The 18,009-nt window shown below is 55.5% G+C and carries 13 protein-coding genes and 1 pseudogene; 5 read left to right on the forward strand and 9 right to left on the reverse strand.

Going from position 1 to position 18,009, the window contains the following annotated elements; all coding sequences use genetic code 11:
* Positions 1–8 precede the first annotated feature (8 nt).
* Together ahpC and ahpF are read left to right on the forward strand one after the other, a co-directional pair.
* Entirely contained in the window at positions 9–572 is a 564-nt protein-coding gene (gene ahpC, locus GHN86_RS20270) for an alkyl hydroperoxide reductase subunit C (RefSeq protein WP_016780891.1), read from the forward strand.
* A 127-nt stretch (positions 573–699) separates the two neighbouring features.
* The gene (gene ahpF, locus GHN86_RS20275; protein ID WP_153379397.1) at positions 700–2,262 is read left to right on the forward strand and encodes an alkyl hydroperoxide reductase subunit F; all 1,563 of its coding nucleotides are present in this window, start codon (positions 700–702) and stop codon (positions 2,260–2,262) included.
* A 56-nt stretch (positions 2,263–2,318) separates the two neighbouring features.
* On the opposite strand, the gene gloA is transcribed toward ahpF, so the two are convergent.
* The 3 genes from gloA to GHN86_RS20290 form a co-directional block, all read right to left on the reverse strand.
* Positions 2,319–2,840, reverse strand: a complete 522-nt coding sequence (gloA, locus tag GHN86_RS20280) for a lactoylglutathione lyase (protein ID WP_153379395.1) — start codon at positions 2,838–2,840, stop codon at positions 2,319–2,321.
* Positions 2,841–3,289: 449 nt separating this feature from the next.
* Positions 3,290–3,649 carry a histone-like nucleoid-structuring protein, MvaT/MvaU family gene (locus GHN86_RS20285; protein ID WP_153379519.1) on the reverse strand — a complete coding sequence of 120 codons (360 nt, stop codon included), beginning with the start codon at positions 3,647–3,649 and terminating at the stop codon, positions 3,290–3,292.
* Positions 3,650–3,905: 256 nt separating this feature from the next.
* On the reverse strand, positions 3,906–5,456 hold the full coding sequence (locus GHN86_RS20290; RefSeq protein WP_153387202.1) for an EAL domain-containing protein: 1,551 nt from the start codon (positions 5,454–5,456) through the stop codon (positions 3,906–3,908).
* Between the two features lie 322 nt (positions 5,457–5,778).
* On the opposite strand from GHN86_RS20290, the gene hppD reads away from it, so the two are divergent.
* Positions 5,779–6,855, forward strand: coding sequence for a 4-hydroxyphenylpyruvate dioxygenase (hppD, locus tag GHN86_RS20295; protein ID WP_153387204.1), 1,077 nt, complete (start codon positions 5,779–5,781; stop codon positions 6,853–6,855).
* Positions 6,856–6,909: 54 nt separating this feature from the next.
* Here hppD and GHN86_RS20300 read toward each other — a convergent pair whose 3' ends face one another.
* From GHN86_RS20300 to GHN86_RS20310, 3 genes are read right to left on the reverse strand one after another with little or no spacing between them, the layout of a single operon-like run.
* Complete coding sequence (locus GHN86_RS20300; protein WP_153379389.1) at positions 6,910–7,551, reverse strand: DUF1345 domain-containing protein; 642 nt, start codon at positions 7,549–7,551, stop codon at positions 6,910–6,912.
* A gap of 55 nt (positions 7,552–7,606) precedes the next feature.
* Positions 7,607–10,708, reverse strand: a complete 3,102-nt coding sequence (locus tag GHN86_RS20305; protein ID WP_153379387.1) for an efflux RND transporter permease subunit — start codon at positions 10,706–10,708, stop codon at positions 7,607–7,609.
* Between the two features lie 2 nt (positions 10,709–10,710).
* The gene (locus GHN86_RS20310; protein WP_228384958.1) at positions 10,711–11,823 is read right to left on the reverse strand and encodes an efflux RND transporter periplasmic adaptor subunit; all 1,113 of its coding nucleotides are present in this window, start codon (positions 11,821–11,823) and stop codon (positions 10,711–10,713) included.
* A gap of 221 nt (positions 11,824–12,044) precedes the next feature.
* Between GHN86_RS20310 and GHN86_RS20315 the strand changes: the two are divergent.
* Positions 12,045–12,745: pseudogene (locus GHN86_RS20315) on the forward strand (response regulator transcription factor).
* A gap of 4 nt (positions 12,746–12,749) precedes the next feature.
* The gene (locus GHN86_RS20320; RefSeq protein ID WP_153379380.1) at positions 12,750–14,045 is read left to right on the forward strand and encodes an ATP-binding protein; all 1,296 of its coding nucleotides are present in this window, start codon (positions 12,750–12,752) and stop codon (positions 14,043–14,045) included.
* Positions 14,046–14,057: 12 nt separating this feature from the next.
* Here the strand turns inward: GHN86_RS20320 and rarD (GHN86_RS20325) are convergent, their stop codons facing one another.
* From rarD (GHN86_RS20325) to rarD (GHN86_RS20335), 3 genes are all read right to left on the reverse strand, one after another.
* Entirely contained in the window at positions 14,058–14,939 is an 882-nt protein-coding gene (rarD, locus tag GHN86_RS20325; RefSeq protein ID WP_323369364.1) for an EamA family transporter RarD, read from the reverse strand.
* Positions 14,940–15,236: 297 nt separating this feature from the next.
* Positions 15,237–16,739 carry an MFS transporter gene (locus GHN86_RS20330; protein ID WP_153379378.1) on the reverse strand — a complete coding sequence of 501 codons (1,503 nt, stop codon included), beginning with the start codon at positions 16,737–16,739 and terminating at the stop codon, positions 15,237–15,239.
* A 111-nt stretch (positions 16,740–16,850) separates the two neighbouring features.
* Positions 16,851–17,735, reverse strand: coding sequence for an EamA family transporter RarD (rarD, locus tag GHN86_RS20335; protein WP_323369999.1), 885 nt, complete (start codon positions 17,733–17,735; stop codon positions 16,851–16,853).
* Between the last annotated feature and the right edge of the window lie 274 nt (positions 17,736–18,009).

Here is an 18,009-nt window from a genome sequence, read left to right on the forward strand (position 1 = left end):
AGTCAACGATGCCTATCATCAACAGCCAAGTAAAACCGTTCAAAGCTACCGCCTACAAAAACGGCAGCTTCGTAGAAGTGTCGGACGCTGACCTGAAAGGCAAGTGGTCGGTCGTGTTCTTCTACCCAGCCGACTTCACCTTCGTTTGCCCAACTGAACTGGAAGACCTGGCTGACAACTACGAAGAGTTCAAGAAACTCGGCGTTGAAATCTACAGCGTGTCGACTGACACCCACTTTGCTCACGCTGCCTGGCACAACACCTCGCCAGCCATCGGCAAAATCCAGTACACCATGATCGGCGACCCAACGCTGACCATCTCCCGCAACTTCGACGTGCTGATCGAAGAAGCAGGCCTGGCTGACCGCGGTACGTTCGTGATCAACCCAGAAGGCCAGATCAAAATCGTTGAGCTGAACGATGGTGGTGTTGGTCGTGACGCATCCGAGCTGCTGCGCAAAATCAAAGCCGCTCAATACGTTGCTGCTCACCCAGGCGAAGTGTGCCCAGCTAAATGGAAAGAAGGCGAGTCCACTCTCGCTCCATCGCTGGACCTGGTCGGCAAGATCTAAGTCCGTGATGAACCCTAGGGCGGTGATCCGCACCTGAGTTGTAAGCCGCATCGCCCTCAAAACGCCCGGGCGAGATTCGCTCGGGCGTTTTTTTTACACAGAATTCAGTATTAAGGAGATCGCCCGTATGTTGGACGCCAATCTAAAAGCACAGTTGAAGTCATACCTGGAGCGGGTCACCCAACCGATCGAGATCGTTGCTTCGCTCGACGACGGTGCGAAATCCCGTGAAATGCATGACTTGTTAAAAGAGATCGCCAGCCTTTCCAGCCTTATTACCTTGCTGGACAACGGTAACGATGCGCGCAAGCCTTCGTTCTCGCTGAACCGCCCGGGCGGCGATATCAGCCTGCGTTTTGCAGGCATCCCAATGGGCCACGAATTTACTTCGCTGGTGCTGGCCTTGCTGCAAGTCGGCGGCCACCCTTCGAAAGCCAGTCCTGAAGTGATTGAGCAAATCCGCTCGCTGAAGGGCGAGTTCAATTTCGAGACTTACTTCTCGCTGTCCTGCCAGAATTGCCCGGACGTAGTGCAGGCGCTGAACTTGATGGCGGTGCTGAACCCGAACATTCGCCACGTGGCGATTGACGGTGCGCTGTTCCAGGATGAAGTGAACGACCGCCAGGTTATGGCTGTGCCGAGCGTGTATTTGAATGGGGTTAACTTCGGCCAGGGTCGTATGGGACTGGAAGAAATCCTTGCCAAGCTGGACACCAGCGCCATCGAGCGTCAAGCCGAAAAAATCAATGCCAAAGAAGCCTTTGATGTGTTGGTGATCGGCGGTGGCCCTGCCGGCGCAGCTGCTGCAATTTATGCGGCGCGTAAAGGTATTCGCACCGGTGTTGCCGCTGAGCGTTTTGGTGGGCAGGTGCTGGACACAATGGCCATCGAGAACTTCATCTCTGTTCAGGAAACAGAAGGCCCGAAACTGGCCACTGCACTGGAAGAGCACGTCAAGCAATACGACGTCGACATCATGAACCTGCAACGTGCCGACCAGTTGTTACCGGGTAAGGCGGGCGAGCTGCACGAAGTCAAATTCGCCAGCGGTGCTTCGCTCAAAGCCAAAACCGTGATCCTGGCAACGGGCGCTCGCTGGCGCGAAATGAATGTACCGGGTGAGCAGGAATATCGTAGCCGAGGCGTGGCCTACTGCCCGCACTGTGATGGTCCGCTGTTCAAAGGCAAGCGTGTTGCTGTGATCGGTGGTGGTAACTCCGGTGTTGAAGCGGCCATTGACTTGGCGGGTATCGTTGCCCACGTCACGCTGCTTGAATTCGATACCAAGCTGCGGGCCGATGCGGTGTTGCAGCGCAAGTTGAACAGCTTGCCGAACGTGACCGTGATCACCAATGCCCAAACCATCGAAGTGACAGGTGACGGTCAGAAAGTTAATGGCCTTCGCTATAAAGACCGTGCGACAGAAGTTGTTCACAACGTAGAACTGGAAGGCATCTTTGTTCAGATTGGTTTGCTGCCTAATACCGACTGGCTCAAAGGCGCCATCGAGCTTTCGCCTCGCGGCGAGATCGTTGTCGACGCTCGTGGTGAAACGTCTATCCCCGGCATTTTTGCTGCCGGTGACGTGACCACCGTTCCGTACAAGCAGATCGTGATTGCGATCGGCGAGGGCGCCAAGGCTTCCCTGAGCGCGTTTGACCATCTGATCCGCACTTCTGCGCCGGATTGACAGGCCTGAAATGAAAAAACCCATGAGCGATCATGGGTTTTTTTTGCGTCCGATTTTTACATCGGTTGCGGCTGGATAATCTCAACCCAGTAACCGTCCGGGTCTTTCAGGAAAGCCAGCGACTTCATGCGGCCGTCGCTCAGGCGCTTTTGGAAGTCCACGCCCAGCGCTTCGAAACGCTCGCAGGCGGTCACGATATCCGGCACCGAAATGCAGATATGACCAAAGCCGCGCGGATCGGTGTTGCCGTTATGGTAGATCACACTGGCGTCGGTTTCTGAGCCGTGGTTGTGCGTCAGCTCCAGAATGCCGGGAATGGATTTCATCCAGACAGTGCGTGCAGCGTCATCGGCTGGAATTTGAGCCTTATCGACCAGTGCCAGGAAGTACAGGCTGAACTCGGCTTCAGGGAAGTCGCGTTTTTCCACCAGCGAAAAGCCGAGAACCCGGGTGTAGAAATCCAGAGACTTCTCGATGTTCTTGACGCGCAGCATGGTGTGGTTGAATACGAAATTTTGTGTTGCGCTGTCAGGAGCGGCCGTTACGCCGGGAATGTTGTTCAGTTCTTGCAGGCTCATGAACCCTCCGAAAATAGTGCGTGTTGAGTCGGTCGCTGCGATGAGCGTGAGGTGGGAATGATACGGAATGTGAAGGCCTGCGCCAAACCCGATTTAGGTGAAGGGGCGCATCGGCACAAGGCCGTTGAGTGCGGGAGGGGGGGGACGAATTTCAGGCAAAGAGAAGCCCGCCGAAGCGGGCATGGGGCGCTAATCCTTTAGCAGCCTCTATGGTGTGACTGATGGCGTGAAAAATATGTGAAAAATCTCGTTGTTGATCCAGCTTTGCGCCTAATGGAACACGTTAATCGATGAGCAGAAGTTTCTAACTCAACCCGTTCTAAAAAACCGGGTACACCTCGGAAAAAGATTATAAAAAAGCACCGCTCAAGAGCAGTGCTGGGGACAAGAATGCACATAGACCTGCCGGAGCCGGTTGCTCACTCCGGCAGGTCTATGACCGGCGTCGGTCAACGGCGCAGCCAGGAATCTACGGTTTCGGCGCCGTATTGTTCTTTCCAGGCTTTTAGGCCGCGGTGATTACCACCCTTAGTTTCGATAAGTTCGCCGGTGTGAGGGTTTTGATAAACCTTCAGCACTCGCGCTTTACGCTGTTTCGGAGCGGCTGCAACTTTTGAAGTCGATAGTTTTGGATCCAGGATTGTAATAATGTCTCTTAGGTTCTTGCCGTACGACTTCATCAGGTCCTGAAGTTTTTGCTCAAACTCGATTTCCTTCTTGAGCCCAGCATCATTTTTAAGGGCTTCCAGTTGAGCCAGTTGCTCCTGAAGCGCTTTTTCTGCAGCACGAAATTCAGCAAGTCTAGACAAAGTCATTACTCCACTCACAGGCCCGGTCAATGATGACCTGAGCAATTGATGGTTGAAAGATACGAAACTGTCTGGGACAGTGCCTAACTATAAGGCACTGCCGTTGCCAAGTTTCATTAGTACACAGTATTGATCATCTTCAAACAATCTGGAAAAAATTGTAGATCTTAATGGCTGAACTGCCAAGTCGTGCAGGCCTACAATTTTATAAAAAACTTAAACACCCATGCCGTGTAAGCTTTCGCAACCGTTTAAGTTAATTCAGGTTAGCGCGGTGGGCGTGCAACGCCTTGATAAAACCCTGGGCATCAAGGGGGCGGGAGAATAAATACCCTTGTAGAAAGTCAACGCCCTTGGCGGACAGATACTCACTTTGCTCAAGGGTTTCAATGCCTTCTGCAACAATACCCAAGTCCAATTTTGCGCACAGGTCAATAATACTGTCGAGAATATGTCCGGACAGCGCGTCTGCGCCAATCATGGCGACAAAACTTTGATCAATTTTAAGGTAGTCAACGTTGAGTTCACGCAAATAGTTCAAGCTGGAGTGGCCAGTTCCAAAGTCATCCAGAGCAATCATCACGCCCAGTCTGTGCAGGGCATCAAACAATGCGTGGGTTATTTGCGTGGGAACCACCAATTCACGTTCGGTAAGTTCCAATACAAGAATGACGCTTGCAGGGGGAAAAGCGTTTAGAAAACGGCGGCAATCCTCTATCAGCTCCAGATTATGGCAGTGAAGTGCCGTAATATTGAACGCTATATGGAAGCGCGGAGCCATGCTGCTGACATGGGGGGCCAGTAACTCGGCCGTCTGGCGCATCAATAAACGGGTCATGGGTACAATTAACCCGGAATGCTCAGCCAACGGAATAAATAAGTCAGGTCGCACCAGCCCCTCTGTGGGGTGCTGCCAACGCATCAATACTTCGGCTCCGGCCCATTGTTTGTTATCACCTTGTACAACCGGTTGGAAGTAAGGCACAAACTCCTCGGCCTCCAGGCCGCGCTGCAACTCACGCGACGGTGAAGTTGCGCGTTTTTTCAAGCGCATGACAGTGGCGGCTGAAATACCGCCCAGGAAGATCAGTAAACCCAAAAGAACCGGGCTTTGCTCAATCATTTGACGCGTGACTGTTCCGCTGCCAAACCCCGCCACAACCCGATAGGGATACTGTGTTGAGGCGACCTCAATCTGACTGACTGGAAAATCATCATGGGGAAGGTTACTCACTTTGCCATAACGATCAATCCAGTTATTTCCGACCTCTATCAGTAATTGAGTTTTCGGGTTTATCAATCCCAGGGCGTTGACCAAATGAAAACCGTACAGGCTGATCAATACCGAGCCATGATCTTGCTGGTGACGGTAAACCAGCAGGGGTTCATCGGGCGTAACAGGATTGCCGCTCATCAACCACAGCACACCTGCGGTATAGTGAGTCGGATCTACGGTTTCTTTAAAGCTGCCGAATAAAGAAGTGCAATAAATCTGGTTGTCCCACACCAGATTGACAGAGCGAACAAAAGGCCTGCGTGTGACTTGATCACGTAGCGCCAATTCAACCTGCGGACAGTCCTGACCTGCCAGCGGTAATACCACGTTGGCGGCAAGGGCGGCATTGTCCAACATCAAATCAAATTGACGGATCGCCTCTTCACCGGTTTGCCTGGCTTCGAGCGTTAACGTGCGATGGGTTTGCCACACCACAATAGCAATGCCAAGAACGATGGGTAACAAGCCACTCAGCACAACCAACGCGTAGCGCTCTGTCCAGTTGCGGTTCAGCTTGGTCATAAATGGCATTCAGGATCCTGTCGAATAAGTGAAGAGAGCTGATGGCATGACCCTAGGCTAGCATTGCTGATGGCGTCTTCACATGAGGTAAGACAAACCTGATTACGCCCTGTAGAATCGATTTACGCATACAAGAATAATGACTTCTGTACTCAGAAGCTCTTCCGCGTAAGAGATGTGTCGACATGAAGGCATTCGGGTTTCAACTGATTTACGGGGATTTTCTGGCGCGTAGTGTACGCGGGATCTCCTGTGCGCCTCCTGCCAGCATCAGCATTCTTAGCAAATAACCTTCTGTTAATTCTAAAAATGATCCTGATGAGGCACCAAAATGGCTGACTTATACGAAAACCCAATGGGCTTGATGGGCTTTGAATTCATCGAATTCGCATCCCCGACCGCCAATACCCTGGAACCTATTTTTCAAATCATGGGTTTCACCAAGGTTGCGACACATCGCTCCAAAGATGTGCACTTGTACCGTCAGGGCGAGATCAATCTGATTCTCAATAATGAACCTCACAGTGTCGCTTCTTACTTTGCCGCAGAGCACGGCCCGTCGGTGTGCGGCATGGCTTTCAGGGTGCGCAATGCACAACAGGCATATGCCCGGGCGCTGGAGTTGGGGGCACAGCCCATTGAAATCCCGACGGGCCCGATGGAACTGAATTTGCCCGCTATCAAGGGCATTGGTGGCGCACCGCTGTACTTGATTGACCGCTACGGTGAAGGCAGTTCGATCTATGACATCGACTTTGTATTTATAGAGGGTGTAGATCGCCATCCAGTGGGCGCCGGTCTGAAAATTATCGACCACCTGACCCACAACGTTTATCGCGGGCGCATGGCGTATTGGGCTAATTTCTACGAGAAGCTGTTCAACTTCCGCGAAATTCGTTACTTCGACATTAAAGGCGAGTACACCGGCCTGACGTCCAAGGCCATGACCGCTCCTGACGGCATGATTCGCATCCCGTTGAATGAAGAGTCGTCCAAAGGCGCAGGTCAGATCGAAGAGTTTCTGATGCAGTTCAACGGCGAAGGGATTCAACACGTCGCGTTCCTCAGCGATGACTTGATCAAAACCTGGGATGCGCTGAAAAAAATTGGCATGCGCTTTATGACTGCGCCGCCCGAAACCTACTACGAAATGCTCGAAGGTCGCCTGCCGGGTCATGGCGAACCGGTAGGTGAGCTTCAGGCCAGAGGTATTTTGCTGGATGGTTCATCTGACTCGGAAGACAAGCGGTTATTGCTGCAAATCTTCTCCGAAACCTTGATGGGGCCGGTGTTTTTTGAATTTATTCAGCGCAAGGGTGATGACGGTTTTGGTGAAGGCAACTTCAAGGCGCTGTTTGAATCCATCGAACGCGATCAGGTCCGCCGTGGTGTGCTGACGGCTGATTGATCCAATACCGCCGGACACTGTCCGGCGGTATCTTCACTTCAATGCAACCCGGTATTAAAACAATCCCGCCGCAATATTGATCGAAAACCCCAATACCGCCGTATTGAACAAAAACCCCAGCAGCGAATGACCCAGTACCGCTTTGCGCATTTCACGTGTAGCGATCATGACATCTGATGTTTGAACGGCCACGCTCAGGGTGAACGAGAAGTACAGGAAGTCCCAGTAATCAGGGTTCAGCTCACCTTCCGGAAACCTCAAGGCCGGTTCCGTGCCCTCATCGGTGTAGAACAGTTGCGCATAGTGAAGGGTGAACATCACCCCGATCATCAACCAGGAGCCCACCACTGTCAGACCGGCAAAGGCATAACGCAGCACTTGTTCGGCATGACTGAGCCGGGTGTTGTTATCCGATAACTCAAGAATGATCGCCACAAGGCTGGCAACCGCCGCAAAACAGACAAAGAGCAGCACCATGCTGCCATTTTCGTCTTCGATTTCAGCGGTGCGCTTCACGTCGCTGGTGTCGGCGCGCACCATCATCCAGAAGCTCAACAGCAAATAAAGCCAGACTGCGGCATTCCAGCCTAAAAGAAACTTTGTGGTCAGCGTGGCAGCGGGCGTGAATATCCCCACTGCCACACCCAGCACAGCGGCTATGGTCAAGCGAGGGTGTGTACGGGCTAGATGCGGCATCGATATTACTGTCCCTGTAAAGTGTGTGGCTCAACATTAGCACGTACAGCGCCCCTTAAAGCTGACGAGGTTTAGCCTTGACCAGCTTCATCACCACCACAAAAAATACCGGCACAAAGACGACCGCCAGCGTTGCCACGATCATGCCGCCTATCACGCCTGTGCCGATGGCTTGCTGGCTGGCCGAACTGGCGCCCGTGGCGAAGGCCAGAGGCACCACGCCAAGAATGAAGGCCAGTGAGGTCATCACGATAGGACGCAAGCGCAAGCGCGCAGCTTGTACTGTGGCGCTTACCAAATCATGCCCTTCGTCGTACAGGGTTTTGGCGAATTCGATGATCAGGATTGCGTTCTTTGCCGACAAACCAATGATGGTAATCAAGCCCACCTTGAAGAACACATCATTGGGCATGCCGCGAAAGGTCACAGCCAGTACCGCGCCAAGCACGCCCAGCGGGACGACGAGTAAAACCGCCGTGGGGATCGACCAGCTTTCATAGAGCGCTGCCAGGCACAGAAACACGATCAGCAACGACAAGCCCAGCAGCATGGGTGCTTGCGCCCCGGACAACTTCTCCTGCAAAGACAAACCAGTCCATTCCAGCCCCAAACCCGCAGGCAGTTGATCCACCAGACGCTGAACCTCAATCATCGCTTCGCCGGTGCTGTAACCGGGCGCCGACTCGCCGGAAATACTGATCGCCGGGTAGCCGTTGTAACGCGTCAGTTGCGCGGGGCCCTGAATCCAGCGGGCCTCGACAAAGGCCGACAGCGGTACCATTTTTCCGAGGTTGTTACGCACGTTGATCTTGAGCAGGTCTTCGACCTGGCTGCGCTGATCGCCTTCAGCCTGAACCACGACCCGCTGCATACGCCCCTGATTGGGGAAGTCGTTGACATAGGCCGAGCCCACGGCGGTCGACAGCACGCTGCCGATGTCGGCAAAGGAGATGCCCAAGGCATTGGCGCGTTGACGATCCACTTCAAGCTGCACTTGCGGACTTTCTGCCAGAGCGCTTTCGCGGACATTGGCCAGCAACGGGCTTTTCTCTGCCAACCCCAGCAGTTCGGTACGGGCCTGCATCAACGCGTCATAACCGACACTGCCACGGTCTTGCAGACGAAATTCAAACCCACTTGAGGTGCCCAGACCACTCACAGCCGGGGGCAGGATGGCGAAAGCAATCGCATCCTTGAGTTCGCCGAACGCTTGGTTGGCACGGTCAGCGATCGCAAACGCCGAATCGTTGCTGGCCCGCTGCGACCAGTCTTTAAGGGTGGTGAACGCCAGCGCTGCGTTTTGTCCATTACCTGAAAAGCTGAACCCCAGAATCATCGTGGTATTGCCCACGCCCGGCTCATTGGCGTTGTGCGCCTCGATGTGTTTAACCACGTCCACGGTGCGGTTTTGGCTGGCCCCCGGGGGCAGTTGAATATCGGTGATGATGTAACCCTGATCTTCGACCGGCAAAAAGGAGGAGGGCAGGCGCGCAAAGCACACCACCAGCACCACCAGCAAGGCGCCGTAAACCAACAGGTAGCGCCCACTGCGCTTGATCAGATGAATGACCCAATGCTCATAACGCTCGGACAACCGATCGAACTTTTTATTGAACCAGCCAAAGAATCCGCCCTTGGTGTGATGCTGGCCTTTGCCGATGGGCTTTAGCAGCGTGGCGCACAAGGCCGGAGTGAGCGAAAGCGCTAAAAATGCCGAGAACAGGATGGAGGTGGCCATCGACAACGAAAACTGCTGATAAATGACGCCCACTGAACCCGGCATGAAGTCCATCGGTATAAACACGGCGACCAGCACCAAGGTGATGCCGATGATGGCACCGCTGATCTGTGTCATCGCCTTTCGGGTCGCGTCGCGGGGCGACAGGCCTTCGCTGACCATGATTCGTTCGACGTTCTCCACCACGACGATGGCATCGTCCACCAAAATACCGATGGCCAGCACCATGCCGAACATGGTCAGTACGTTGATCGAAAACCCCAGCACCAACATCACCGCAAACGTACCCATGAGGGCCACCGGCACCACCAGCGTCGGAATTAGCGTGTAGCGCACGTTCTGCAAAAACAGAAACATCACGGCAAACACCAGCACCATCGCTTCCACCAGCGTGTAGACCACTTTGGTAATCGACACTTTGACAAAGGGCGTGGTGTCGTACGGGATGGTGTATTCAACCCCGGCGGGGAAGTAGCGGCTCAATTCGTCCATTTTTGCGCGAATCAGATTGCCGGTGCTCAAGGCGTTGGCTTCAGGGGCCAGCTTCACGCTGAAAGCGCTGGCTGATTTGCCGTTGAGGCGGGTGCCGTACTGGTATTCCTGACTGCCGATTTCGACCCGTGCCACATCGCTGATACGCACGGTCGAACCGTCAGGGTTGGCACGCAACACAATATCGCCGAACTCCTGAGGCGTCGAAAGCTGGCCTTTGACCAGCACTGTGGCGGTGATCTCCTGGGTTTTGCTGCCCGGTAAATCCCCGATGCTCCCCGCTGCAACCTGGGCGTTCTGGCTGGCAATCGCCTGGTTGACGTCCGCGGCGGTAAGGTTAAAACCTATCAGCTTTTGCGGGTCGATCCAGATGCGCATGGCCCGCTCAGCCCCGTAAAGCTGAGCCTTGCCGACGCCTTCAACGCGCTTGATTTCGTTCATGACATTGCGCGCCAGGTAATCACTGAGCGCCACTTCATCGAGCGTGCTGTCTTTGTCGGCGGTCAGCGTCACCAGCATCAAAAAGCCCGAGGAAATTTTCTCGACCTGCAAGCCTTGCTGGATCACGGCTTGTGGCAAGCGTGATTCAACCGCTTTTAGACGGTTTTGCACGTCTACCTGAGCCATTTCCGGATCAGTGCCGGGTTTGAACGTCGCGGTAATGCTTGCGCTGCCAAGGCTGCTCTGGGATTCAAAATACAGCAGGCCATCCGTGCCGTTGAGTTCTTGCTCAATCAGGCTGACCACACTTTCGTCCAGCGTTTGTGCCGAAGCACCGGGATAGATCGCGTACACCTCAACCTGCGGCGGCGCTACAACCGGGTATTTGGCGACAGGCAGTTGCGGGATGGCCAAAGCGCCCGCCAACAAGATAAACAGCGCCACGACCCAGGCGAAGATCGGACGGTCGATAAAAAACTGCGGCATGCTCACTGATCCGTGGAGTGTGCGAGAGGAAGAGTCGGGTTGTCGATGTGCACCTGTTCACCCGGTCGGGCATGTTGCAAACCCTCAATCACAATCTGGTCGCCGGGCTTGAGGCCCTCATTGACTATCCATCGATCATTCTGCACGCCGCCCAATTGCACGGGTTGTAGCTTGACCTTGTTTTCGGCGTCCAGAAGCAGCACTTGGGCAACGCCTGCGCCGTCACGCAGGATGGCGCGTTGCGGCACAGTGATCGCCTCTTTGTTAACCGCCTGTTCCAGGCGCACGCGCACGAAACTGCCGGGCAGCAAGTCATAGTCCGGATTGGGGAACTCGCTGCGTAAAATGATTTGCCCGGTGCTGGGGTCAACGCTCACGTCGGTAAACAGCAGCTTGCCCGGTAATGGATAAAGGCTGCCGTTATCACGAATCAAAGTCGCCTTGGCCTGATTGTTACCAATTTGCTGCAACTCGCCGGCACGAAACGCTGCGCGCAAGTTGTCGAGGTCGCGAGTGGACTGGGTCAGGTCAACGTGGATCGGGTTCAACTGCTGAATCCGCGCCAACGGCGTCACTTCGCCTTGGCCGACCAGAGCGCCTTCAGTGACCAATGCCCGGCCAATACGCCCCGAGATCGGTGCGGTCACGGTGGCATAACCGAGATTGAGCCTGGCCCGCTGCACGGCGGCCTGATTGGCGGCCACATCGGCGTTGCTTTGCTGGGCCTGCGCTTGCGCGTTGTCGTAATCCTGACGGCTGATGGCGTTAATGCCGATCAGTTCGGCGTAACGCTGCTCCTGGAGTTTGGACTGCTGCGCGATGGCTTTGGATTTGCTCAGGGCTGCCTGCGCGCTGTCGAGGTCTGCCTTGAACGGTGCCGGATCGATCAGAAACAGCACATCACCCTGTTTCACTTCAGCGCCTTCGCTGTACACACGCTTGAGGACTACACCGGCCACGCGGGCGCTGACTTGCGCCACACGCGGGGCAACCACCCGGCCGCTCAGTTCGTTATTGATCGAGAGCGGAGCAGCGGCGACCACCTCGGTACGCACCTTGGCCAAGGGCGCCTGGGTTTGCGCAACGGGACTTTTGTCACACGCCGTCAGGGCCAATGCCAGCGCCGAAAGGCAGAGGGGGGGCGAAAAGCTTTTTCAACAGGTGGGCCTTCTTATAAGTGCGATATGTATCAGTCAAGTATTCGGCATGCTAAGCGCAGCACGTACGAGGCGTTGTGAAGCTATGTAGGAGCTATGTGAAAAAGTGTGAAGGTTTTGCACCTATGTAGGCGGGGTTATATATCCTTCGGGTTTTCCCCCGGATGTAAGCATTTATTATGCCCACTATTTTGCTGGTCGAAGACGATGCCGCGCTGTCGGAGTTGATTGCCAGTTATCTGGAGCGAAATGGCTACCAGGTCAGCGTCATTGCCCGGGGGGATCAGGTGCGTGCTCGTGCCAAAAGCAATCCCCCGGATCTGGTCATTCTCGACTTGATGTTACCGGGGCTGGATGGCTTGCAGGTGTGCCGTTTGCTGCGCACTGACTCGCAGAGCCTACCTATTCTGATGCTGACCGCCCGCGACGATAGCCATGATCAGGTGCGGGGCTAGAGATGGGTGCCGACGATTATGTGACAAAACCTTGCGACCCACGTGTGCTGCTTGCCCGTGTACGGACATTGTTGCGCCGCAGCAGTCTGGCCGAACCCAGCGTGGCCAGTGACCGGATTGAAATCGGCAACCTGTTGATTGACCTTTGCGAGCGCGTGGTGACCTGGCGCGGCAAGGCGATTGAGTTGTCCAGCGGCGAATACAACCTGCTGGTGGTCCTGTCGCGGCACGCGGGCGAAGTGCTGAGTCGCGACCAGATTCTGCAACGCCTGCGCGGCATTGAGTTCAACGGCACTGACCGCTCCGTGGACGTGGCCATCTCGAAACTGAGGCGTAAATTCGACGATTGTGCTGGCGAAGCCCGCAAAATCAAAACAGTGTGGGGCAAGGGATACTTGTTCAGCCGTAGCGAATGGGAATGCTGAGTCCATGTTCAAGGTTCTGATCCGGTTGTACCTGATCACCATTTTCACGTTTGCGGCCGCCATCTATGTGGTGCCCGAGATCATTGTCACGCTGTTTCACGAGCGCTTCGTCAACTACAACGTCGACATGTCCAGAGGCATGCAAGCGCTGTTGGTCAAGCAGTTCAAAGAGCGGCCTGTGGAGCAGTGGCCAGCACTGGCCCATGAACTGGATGAGCAGTTCAAGCCGATGCGCGTCAATCTGTTGCCCATTACCGCACCCAAGTTCGATGCTAAAGAGCAGCAACAATTGGCGCAAGGCGAAGGGGTTTTGCGCATTGGCGAATGGGGCTGGCGGACGTTGGTGGTGTCACCGCTTAACCACGAACTGGCGCTGGAATGGGTCATGCCGCCCGATCCTTTCGATATGAATGTGTTGTATTGGAGCATCAACGTTCTGATTGGCGCCGCGCTACTGGCAGGTTTATTGTTGTGGCTACGTCCGCACTGGCGCGATCTGGAGCGCCTCAAGCTCACGGCCGCGCGTTTCGGCCAAGGCCAGTTAAGTGAGCGCACACAGATATCTCCGCGTTCCAACATCCACGGTCTGGCCAGTGTTTTCGACACCATGGCCCAAGAGGTGGAGTTGCTGCTCAACCAGCAACGTGAACTGCTCAATGCCGTGTCCCATGAATTGCGCACGCCTTTGACCCGGCTTGATTTCGGCCTGGCACTGGTCTTGTGCGACGACCTGCCTGAGGCCAGTCGTGAGCGTCTGCAATTAATGGTCGGGCATATTCGTGAACTGGACGAGCTGGTATTGGAGCTGCTGTCGTTCAGCCGCTTGCAAAACCCCAGACTGATGCCCGAACGCGTTGAAGTGGCACTGGACGAGTTTATCGACAGCATTTTGGGCAGCTTCGATGAAGCCCTTGAGTCACCGGACATTGTCCTTGATGTGCATTTGCTGGGCACCCAGCAACGCTGCGTGCTGGACCCGCGTCTGACGGCCCGTGCCTTGCAAAACTTGCTGCGCAACGCCATGCGCTACTGCGACAGGCGCATCCAATTGGGCGTCAATGTCACCGCGTCAGGTTCTGAACTGTGGGTCGACGACGACGGTATCGGCATTCCGGAGGCTGAGCGTGAACGTGTTTTCGAGCCGTTCTATCGACTGGATCGCAGTCGGGATCGGGCCACGGGTGGCTTTGGCCTGGGCTTGGCCATCAGCCGACGCGCCCTGGAGGCCCAGGGCGGGACGTTAATCGTGGAGCCTTCGCCCTTGGGCGGTGCCCGCTTCAAACTGTGGTTGCCAGCGTGAAGCGGGGCGGCTTCAGATTGAGCGGCGCAGGCGGCTCACATGCTTTAAACCTTCGATAATCAATACCACCACCGCAAGCCAGATAGGCCCGTAGGTCAGCCATTGGCCGTCTTCGAGGCTGTCGCCCAGCAACAGCGCGACGGCCACCAGCAATACCGGTTCGACGTAGCTGAGCAAGCCAAACAGGCTGAAGGGCAGCAGGCGGCTGGCCAGTATGTAAGCAAAGCCTGCAGCGGCACTGATCACACCCATCAAGGGTACAAGGGCATACAACGCCTGACGTTGTGCGCCGAGATCAATGTGCCCGCCCGCGAGGACGAACCACAGGGCCACGGGCACCATCAGCAGCATGTCCAGCCACAGCCCACCGAGGTTATCGATGCCGATCTTTTTGCGCAGTACGAAGTAGAGTGGGTAGCCGATTGCGACCACCAGCGTCGTCCATGAAAAACCGCCCGTGCGGTACAGCTCATTGGCCACCCCGACCACGGCCAACGCCGTGGCTAATTTCTGCAAGTGCGACAGGTGCTCACCGTAGACGATGCGCCCGGTGAGAATCATCGTCAGTGGCAGCAGGAAGTAGCCCAGAGACACATCCAGACCATGCCCGTTCAAAGGCCCCCACATAAACATCCAGAGTTGCAGACCGACCAGAAAACTGGTCAGCAACACACAAGGGATCAGTAGAGGTTTATCACGTAAGCGATTGAAAATTATAGGGACCCATTTCCAATCTCCGGACAGGCAAATGAATAGAGTCATAAAGGGCAGCGAAATAAGTATTCGCCAGCCGAAGATTTCCTGACCATCGAGGGGCCAGAGGAGGGAAGTGAAGTAGTACAGGACGCCGAACAAGCAGGAAGCCAAAATCGATAAAACAATACCTTTAGACACAACAACCTCAATGGATCTACAGCGTTACTCGTTTGAGTGGGCACGTAGCTTGAGGGGGTTGGTGGCCATTGGCAAACACCTTTTAAACCAGTCAGTTAGGACTGATTCTTGTTAATCAGGTTCAAACATTAAAAGCACAAGCAATTACTGGGCCAAAAGCGTTTAAAACATGCGTTCGTGTTTTCCAAAAAAAAAGATTAACGGTCGTTTGGTCAGCCTGTTGGGCCGGTGGGGATCGGCCATACGTCTCTTCAGCGTGAGATCTATCCAACCGTGATCATCACACACCATTGCTGGCTACTTTCCTCCCTTGTAGCCGCTAAGCATGATGAACACCACGATGCCCAGAATTCCCAACATGGCCGAGGACGTCAGCAGCAGCAGTTCATGCGCGGCTGAGAAAGCCTCTTTAGCCGCCTCGATCAGCGCGGTGCTTTGGGGCTCGACCAAGCGTTGGAAGACGGCATAACTGTCGCCAATCGAACGTGCCGCCCGCTCTGCCAGGGATTTATCCAGATCAACGGGCAGCAAAATCCTGTGGCTGTATACAGCGGACATGAATACCCCGAAAAAGGTGATCCCTAATCCGGTGCCCAGTTCATAAGCGGTGGCTTCCAGCGCACCTGCCGCCGCGCCTTTACTGGGCTCCACCGAGCCCATGATGGCAATGGACGAAGCCGTCAGGCCAATGCTGAGCGTCAGGCCCAGCAACGCCAGCATGGCTGGCACCCTGAAGCCGGGCGCATCGAAGTCCGCGAAGGCTAGAAATGCCAAGGCTACGGATGACACCACCAGCGATGCACTCGCAACCAGGCGCAAACCGCACAGGTTGGACAGATAGCCCGCAATGGGACCTCCGACGGCAGCGGCGGCCATGATTGGTATCATGAAAATGCCCGCTTGCAACGGTGTTCTGCCGAGCACGTATTGCAACTCTTGCGCCAGCGTCAGCTCGACTCCGGCCAGCGCGCCGATCGCCACCGTGGCCATAATCATCCCGGCCAGAATCGCTGGGTGAGAGAACAACGACAGATCGAGCATGGGCGTTGCCGAGCGCAGTTGCATGCGCACAAAGACGGTCAGCAGGCCAATCCCCAGTACCGCCACTGCCAGCGCCATTGCTAACGGTTGTGTTGCGCTGGCAATAGCTTTGATGCTGTACACCAGCGCCAACATGCCGGCGACTAGCAGCAGGGCCTGGCCCAATGCCCAGGAACCCGGCGTGGTCTGTGTCGCGCGCGGTAACAGGATGAACACCAGCGGCGCAACCACCAGCATGATCGGCACGTTAATTAAAAAGGCCGAGCCCCACCAGAAGTGCTCCAGCAGCACACCGCCAATCAATGGCCCCAGCGCAGCCCCTGCGGCGCCGACCGTCCCCCACAGGCCCAGGGCCATAGCCCGCTCTTTTTCATCCTCGAAGGTACAGCGAATGATGCCCAGCACACAGGGCATGATCATCGAACCGCCCAAGGCCAGAAGCACCCGTGCACCGATAAGCAAGGCCGGGGTCGGCGCGAAGGCGGCCAACAGTGAGGCGAAGCCGAATATGACCAACCCAATGAGCAGCACGCGGCGGTGGCCGATGCGGTCGGCAAGGGTGCCCATGGGCACCAGCAGACCCGCCATCAGCAGCGGGTAAATGTCGATGATCCACAGCACCTCGGTGGCCGAGGCATCGAGCGCCAGGGTCAGCGAAGGCACGGCGATGTGCAGGATGGTCATGTCGATGACCACCGGCAGGAAGGCCAGCATGACGGCCAACAGGACCAGCCAGCGGCGGGGAATGATAGTAGGCATGGATAGACTCTAGTGAGCGGCTATAACAGCGTAAATATTCCGACATCAGGCTCAAATTCGCCGAACTTTTAGGCCGATTGAGGCCTCACGACGACTCTGCGTGACGGGTTATCACACTGATCGACGGTGGCGCACCAGATGCTTGAAGCCTTCATACATCAACACCAGCACAGCTAACCAGATCGGCAGATACGTCATCCATTGCCCGGCGCTGATGCTTTCTCCCAGCAACAAAGCGACAAAGACCAGCAACACGGGTTCGACGTAGCTGAGCAAGCCAAACAGGCTGAAGGCAAGCATTCGGCTGGCCAGAATGTAGCTGATCAGGGCCAGGGCACTGATGCCGCCCAGCAGCGGAATCAACACATACAGAGCAGGGCGGTGGCTGGCCACATCAAAACCTTGCTCGCCGCTTTGTACAAACCACAAAGCGACGGGTATCAACAGCAGCATGTCGAGCCACAGGCCACCAAGGTTGTCGGTTGCGGCGCGTTTGCGCAGCACGAAGTACAAGGGATAGCCGATGGCGACCACGGCGGTGGTCCATGAAAACCCACCCACGCGATACACCTCGTTGGCGACGCCAAGTGTGGCCAGTGCTGCGGCAATTTTTTGCAGATGGGACAAGTGTTCGCCATACACCAGACGCCCGGTCAGCAGCATGGTCAGCGGCAGCAGGAAGTAGCCCAGCGAGACATCCAGGCTATGGCCATTAAGTGGCGCCCAAAGAAACAGCCAGAGTTGCAGGCCCACCAGCGCGCTGGACGCCAACAGGACAGCCCAGAGGCGCGGTTGTTGGCGCAGTCGCGCGACAATTTTGGGCACCAGCCGCCAATCGCCGGACACAAACATGAACAGGGTCATGCTGGGCAGGGTCAAGAGCATACGCCAGCCGAAGATCTCGGCACCGCTCAAGGGCCAGAGCAGGGACGTGAAGTAATACATGACACCGAACAGGCTCGATGCCAGAACCGATAAAACAATACCTTTGGACACAACAGCCTCGTCGCAACACGCTTTATGATTGTTAGGAAGTGTGTAGCTTGAGGCTCGGCGAGCTATAGGGCAAATCCGTTTGGGGTTGTTGTTAGCCACGCGGGGCAACGCCAAGCTCGATCTGTGCTTTGTGCTTTGTGCTTTGTGCTTTGTGCTTTGTGCTTTGTGCTTTGTGCTTCTAAAGCGATATCCCTGCTGCCACCGAAAAAGTGAAACCAACACTGAGGCCCCTCACAGGAGGCTGAACGCAGGTGCTGTTATGGGGGTGGCGAGG

The organism is Pseudomonas helleri (assembly GCF_009600315.1).
GTDB classification, from domain to species: domain Bacteria; phylum Pseudomonadota; class Gammaproteobacteria; order Pseudomonadales; family Pseudomonadaceae; genus Aquipseudomonas; species Aquipseudomonas helleri_A.

What these genes read in the sequence shown, in the direction of transcription:
- ahpC (WP_016780891.1), top strand. Translation starts at nt 9, where the DNA reads ATGCCTATCATCAACAGCCAAGTAAAACCGTTCAAAGCTACCGCCTAC.
- gloA (WP_153379395.1), bottom strand. Translation starts at nt 2,840, where the DNA reads ATGAGCCTGCAAGAACTGAACAACATTCCCGGCGTAACGGCCGCTCCT.
- GHN86_RS20320 (WP_153379380.1), top strand. Translation starts at nt 12,750, where the DNA reads ATGTTCAAGGTTCTGATCCGGTTGTACCTGATCACCATTTTCACGTTT.
- hppD (WP_153387204.1), top strand. Translation starts at nt 5,779, where the DNA reads ATGGCTGACTTATACGAAAACCCAATGGGCTTGATGGGCTTTGAATTC.
- GHN86_RS20300 (WP_153379389.1), bottom strand. Translation starts at nt 7,551, where the DNA reads ATGCCGCATCTAGCCCGTACACACCCTCGCTTGACCATAGCCGCTGTG.
- ahpF (WP_153379397.1), top strand. Translation starts at nt 700, where the DNA reads ATGTTGGACGCCAATCTAAAAGCACAGTTGAAGTCATACCTGGAGCGG.
- GHN86_RS20330 (WP_153379378.1), bottom strand. Translation starts at nt 16,739, where the DNA reads ATGCCTACTATCATTCCCCGCCGCTGGCTGGTCCTGTTGGCCGTCATG.
- GHN86_RS20290 (WP_153387202.1), bottom strand. Translation starts at nt 5,456, where the DNA reads ATGCCATTTATGACCAAGCTGAACCGCAACTGGACAGAGCGCTACGCG.
- GHN86_RS20305 (WP_153379387.1), bottom strand. Translation starts at nt 10,708, where the DNA reads ATGCCGCAGTTTTTTATCGACCGTCCGATCTTCGCCTGGGTCGTGGCG.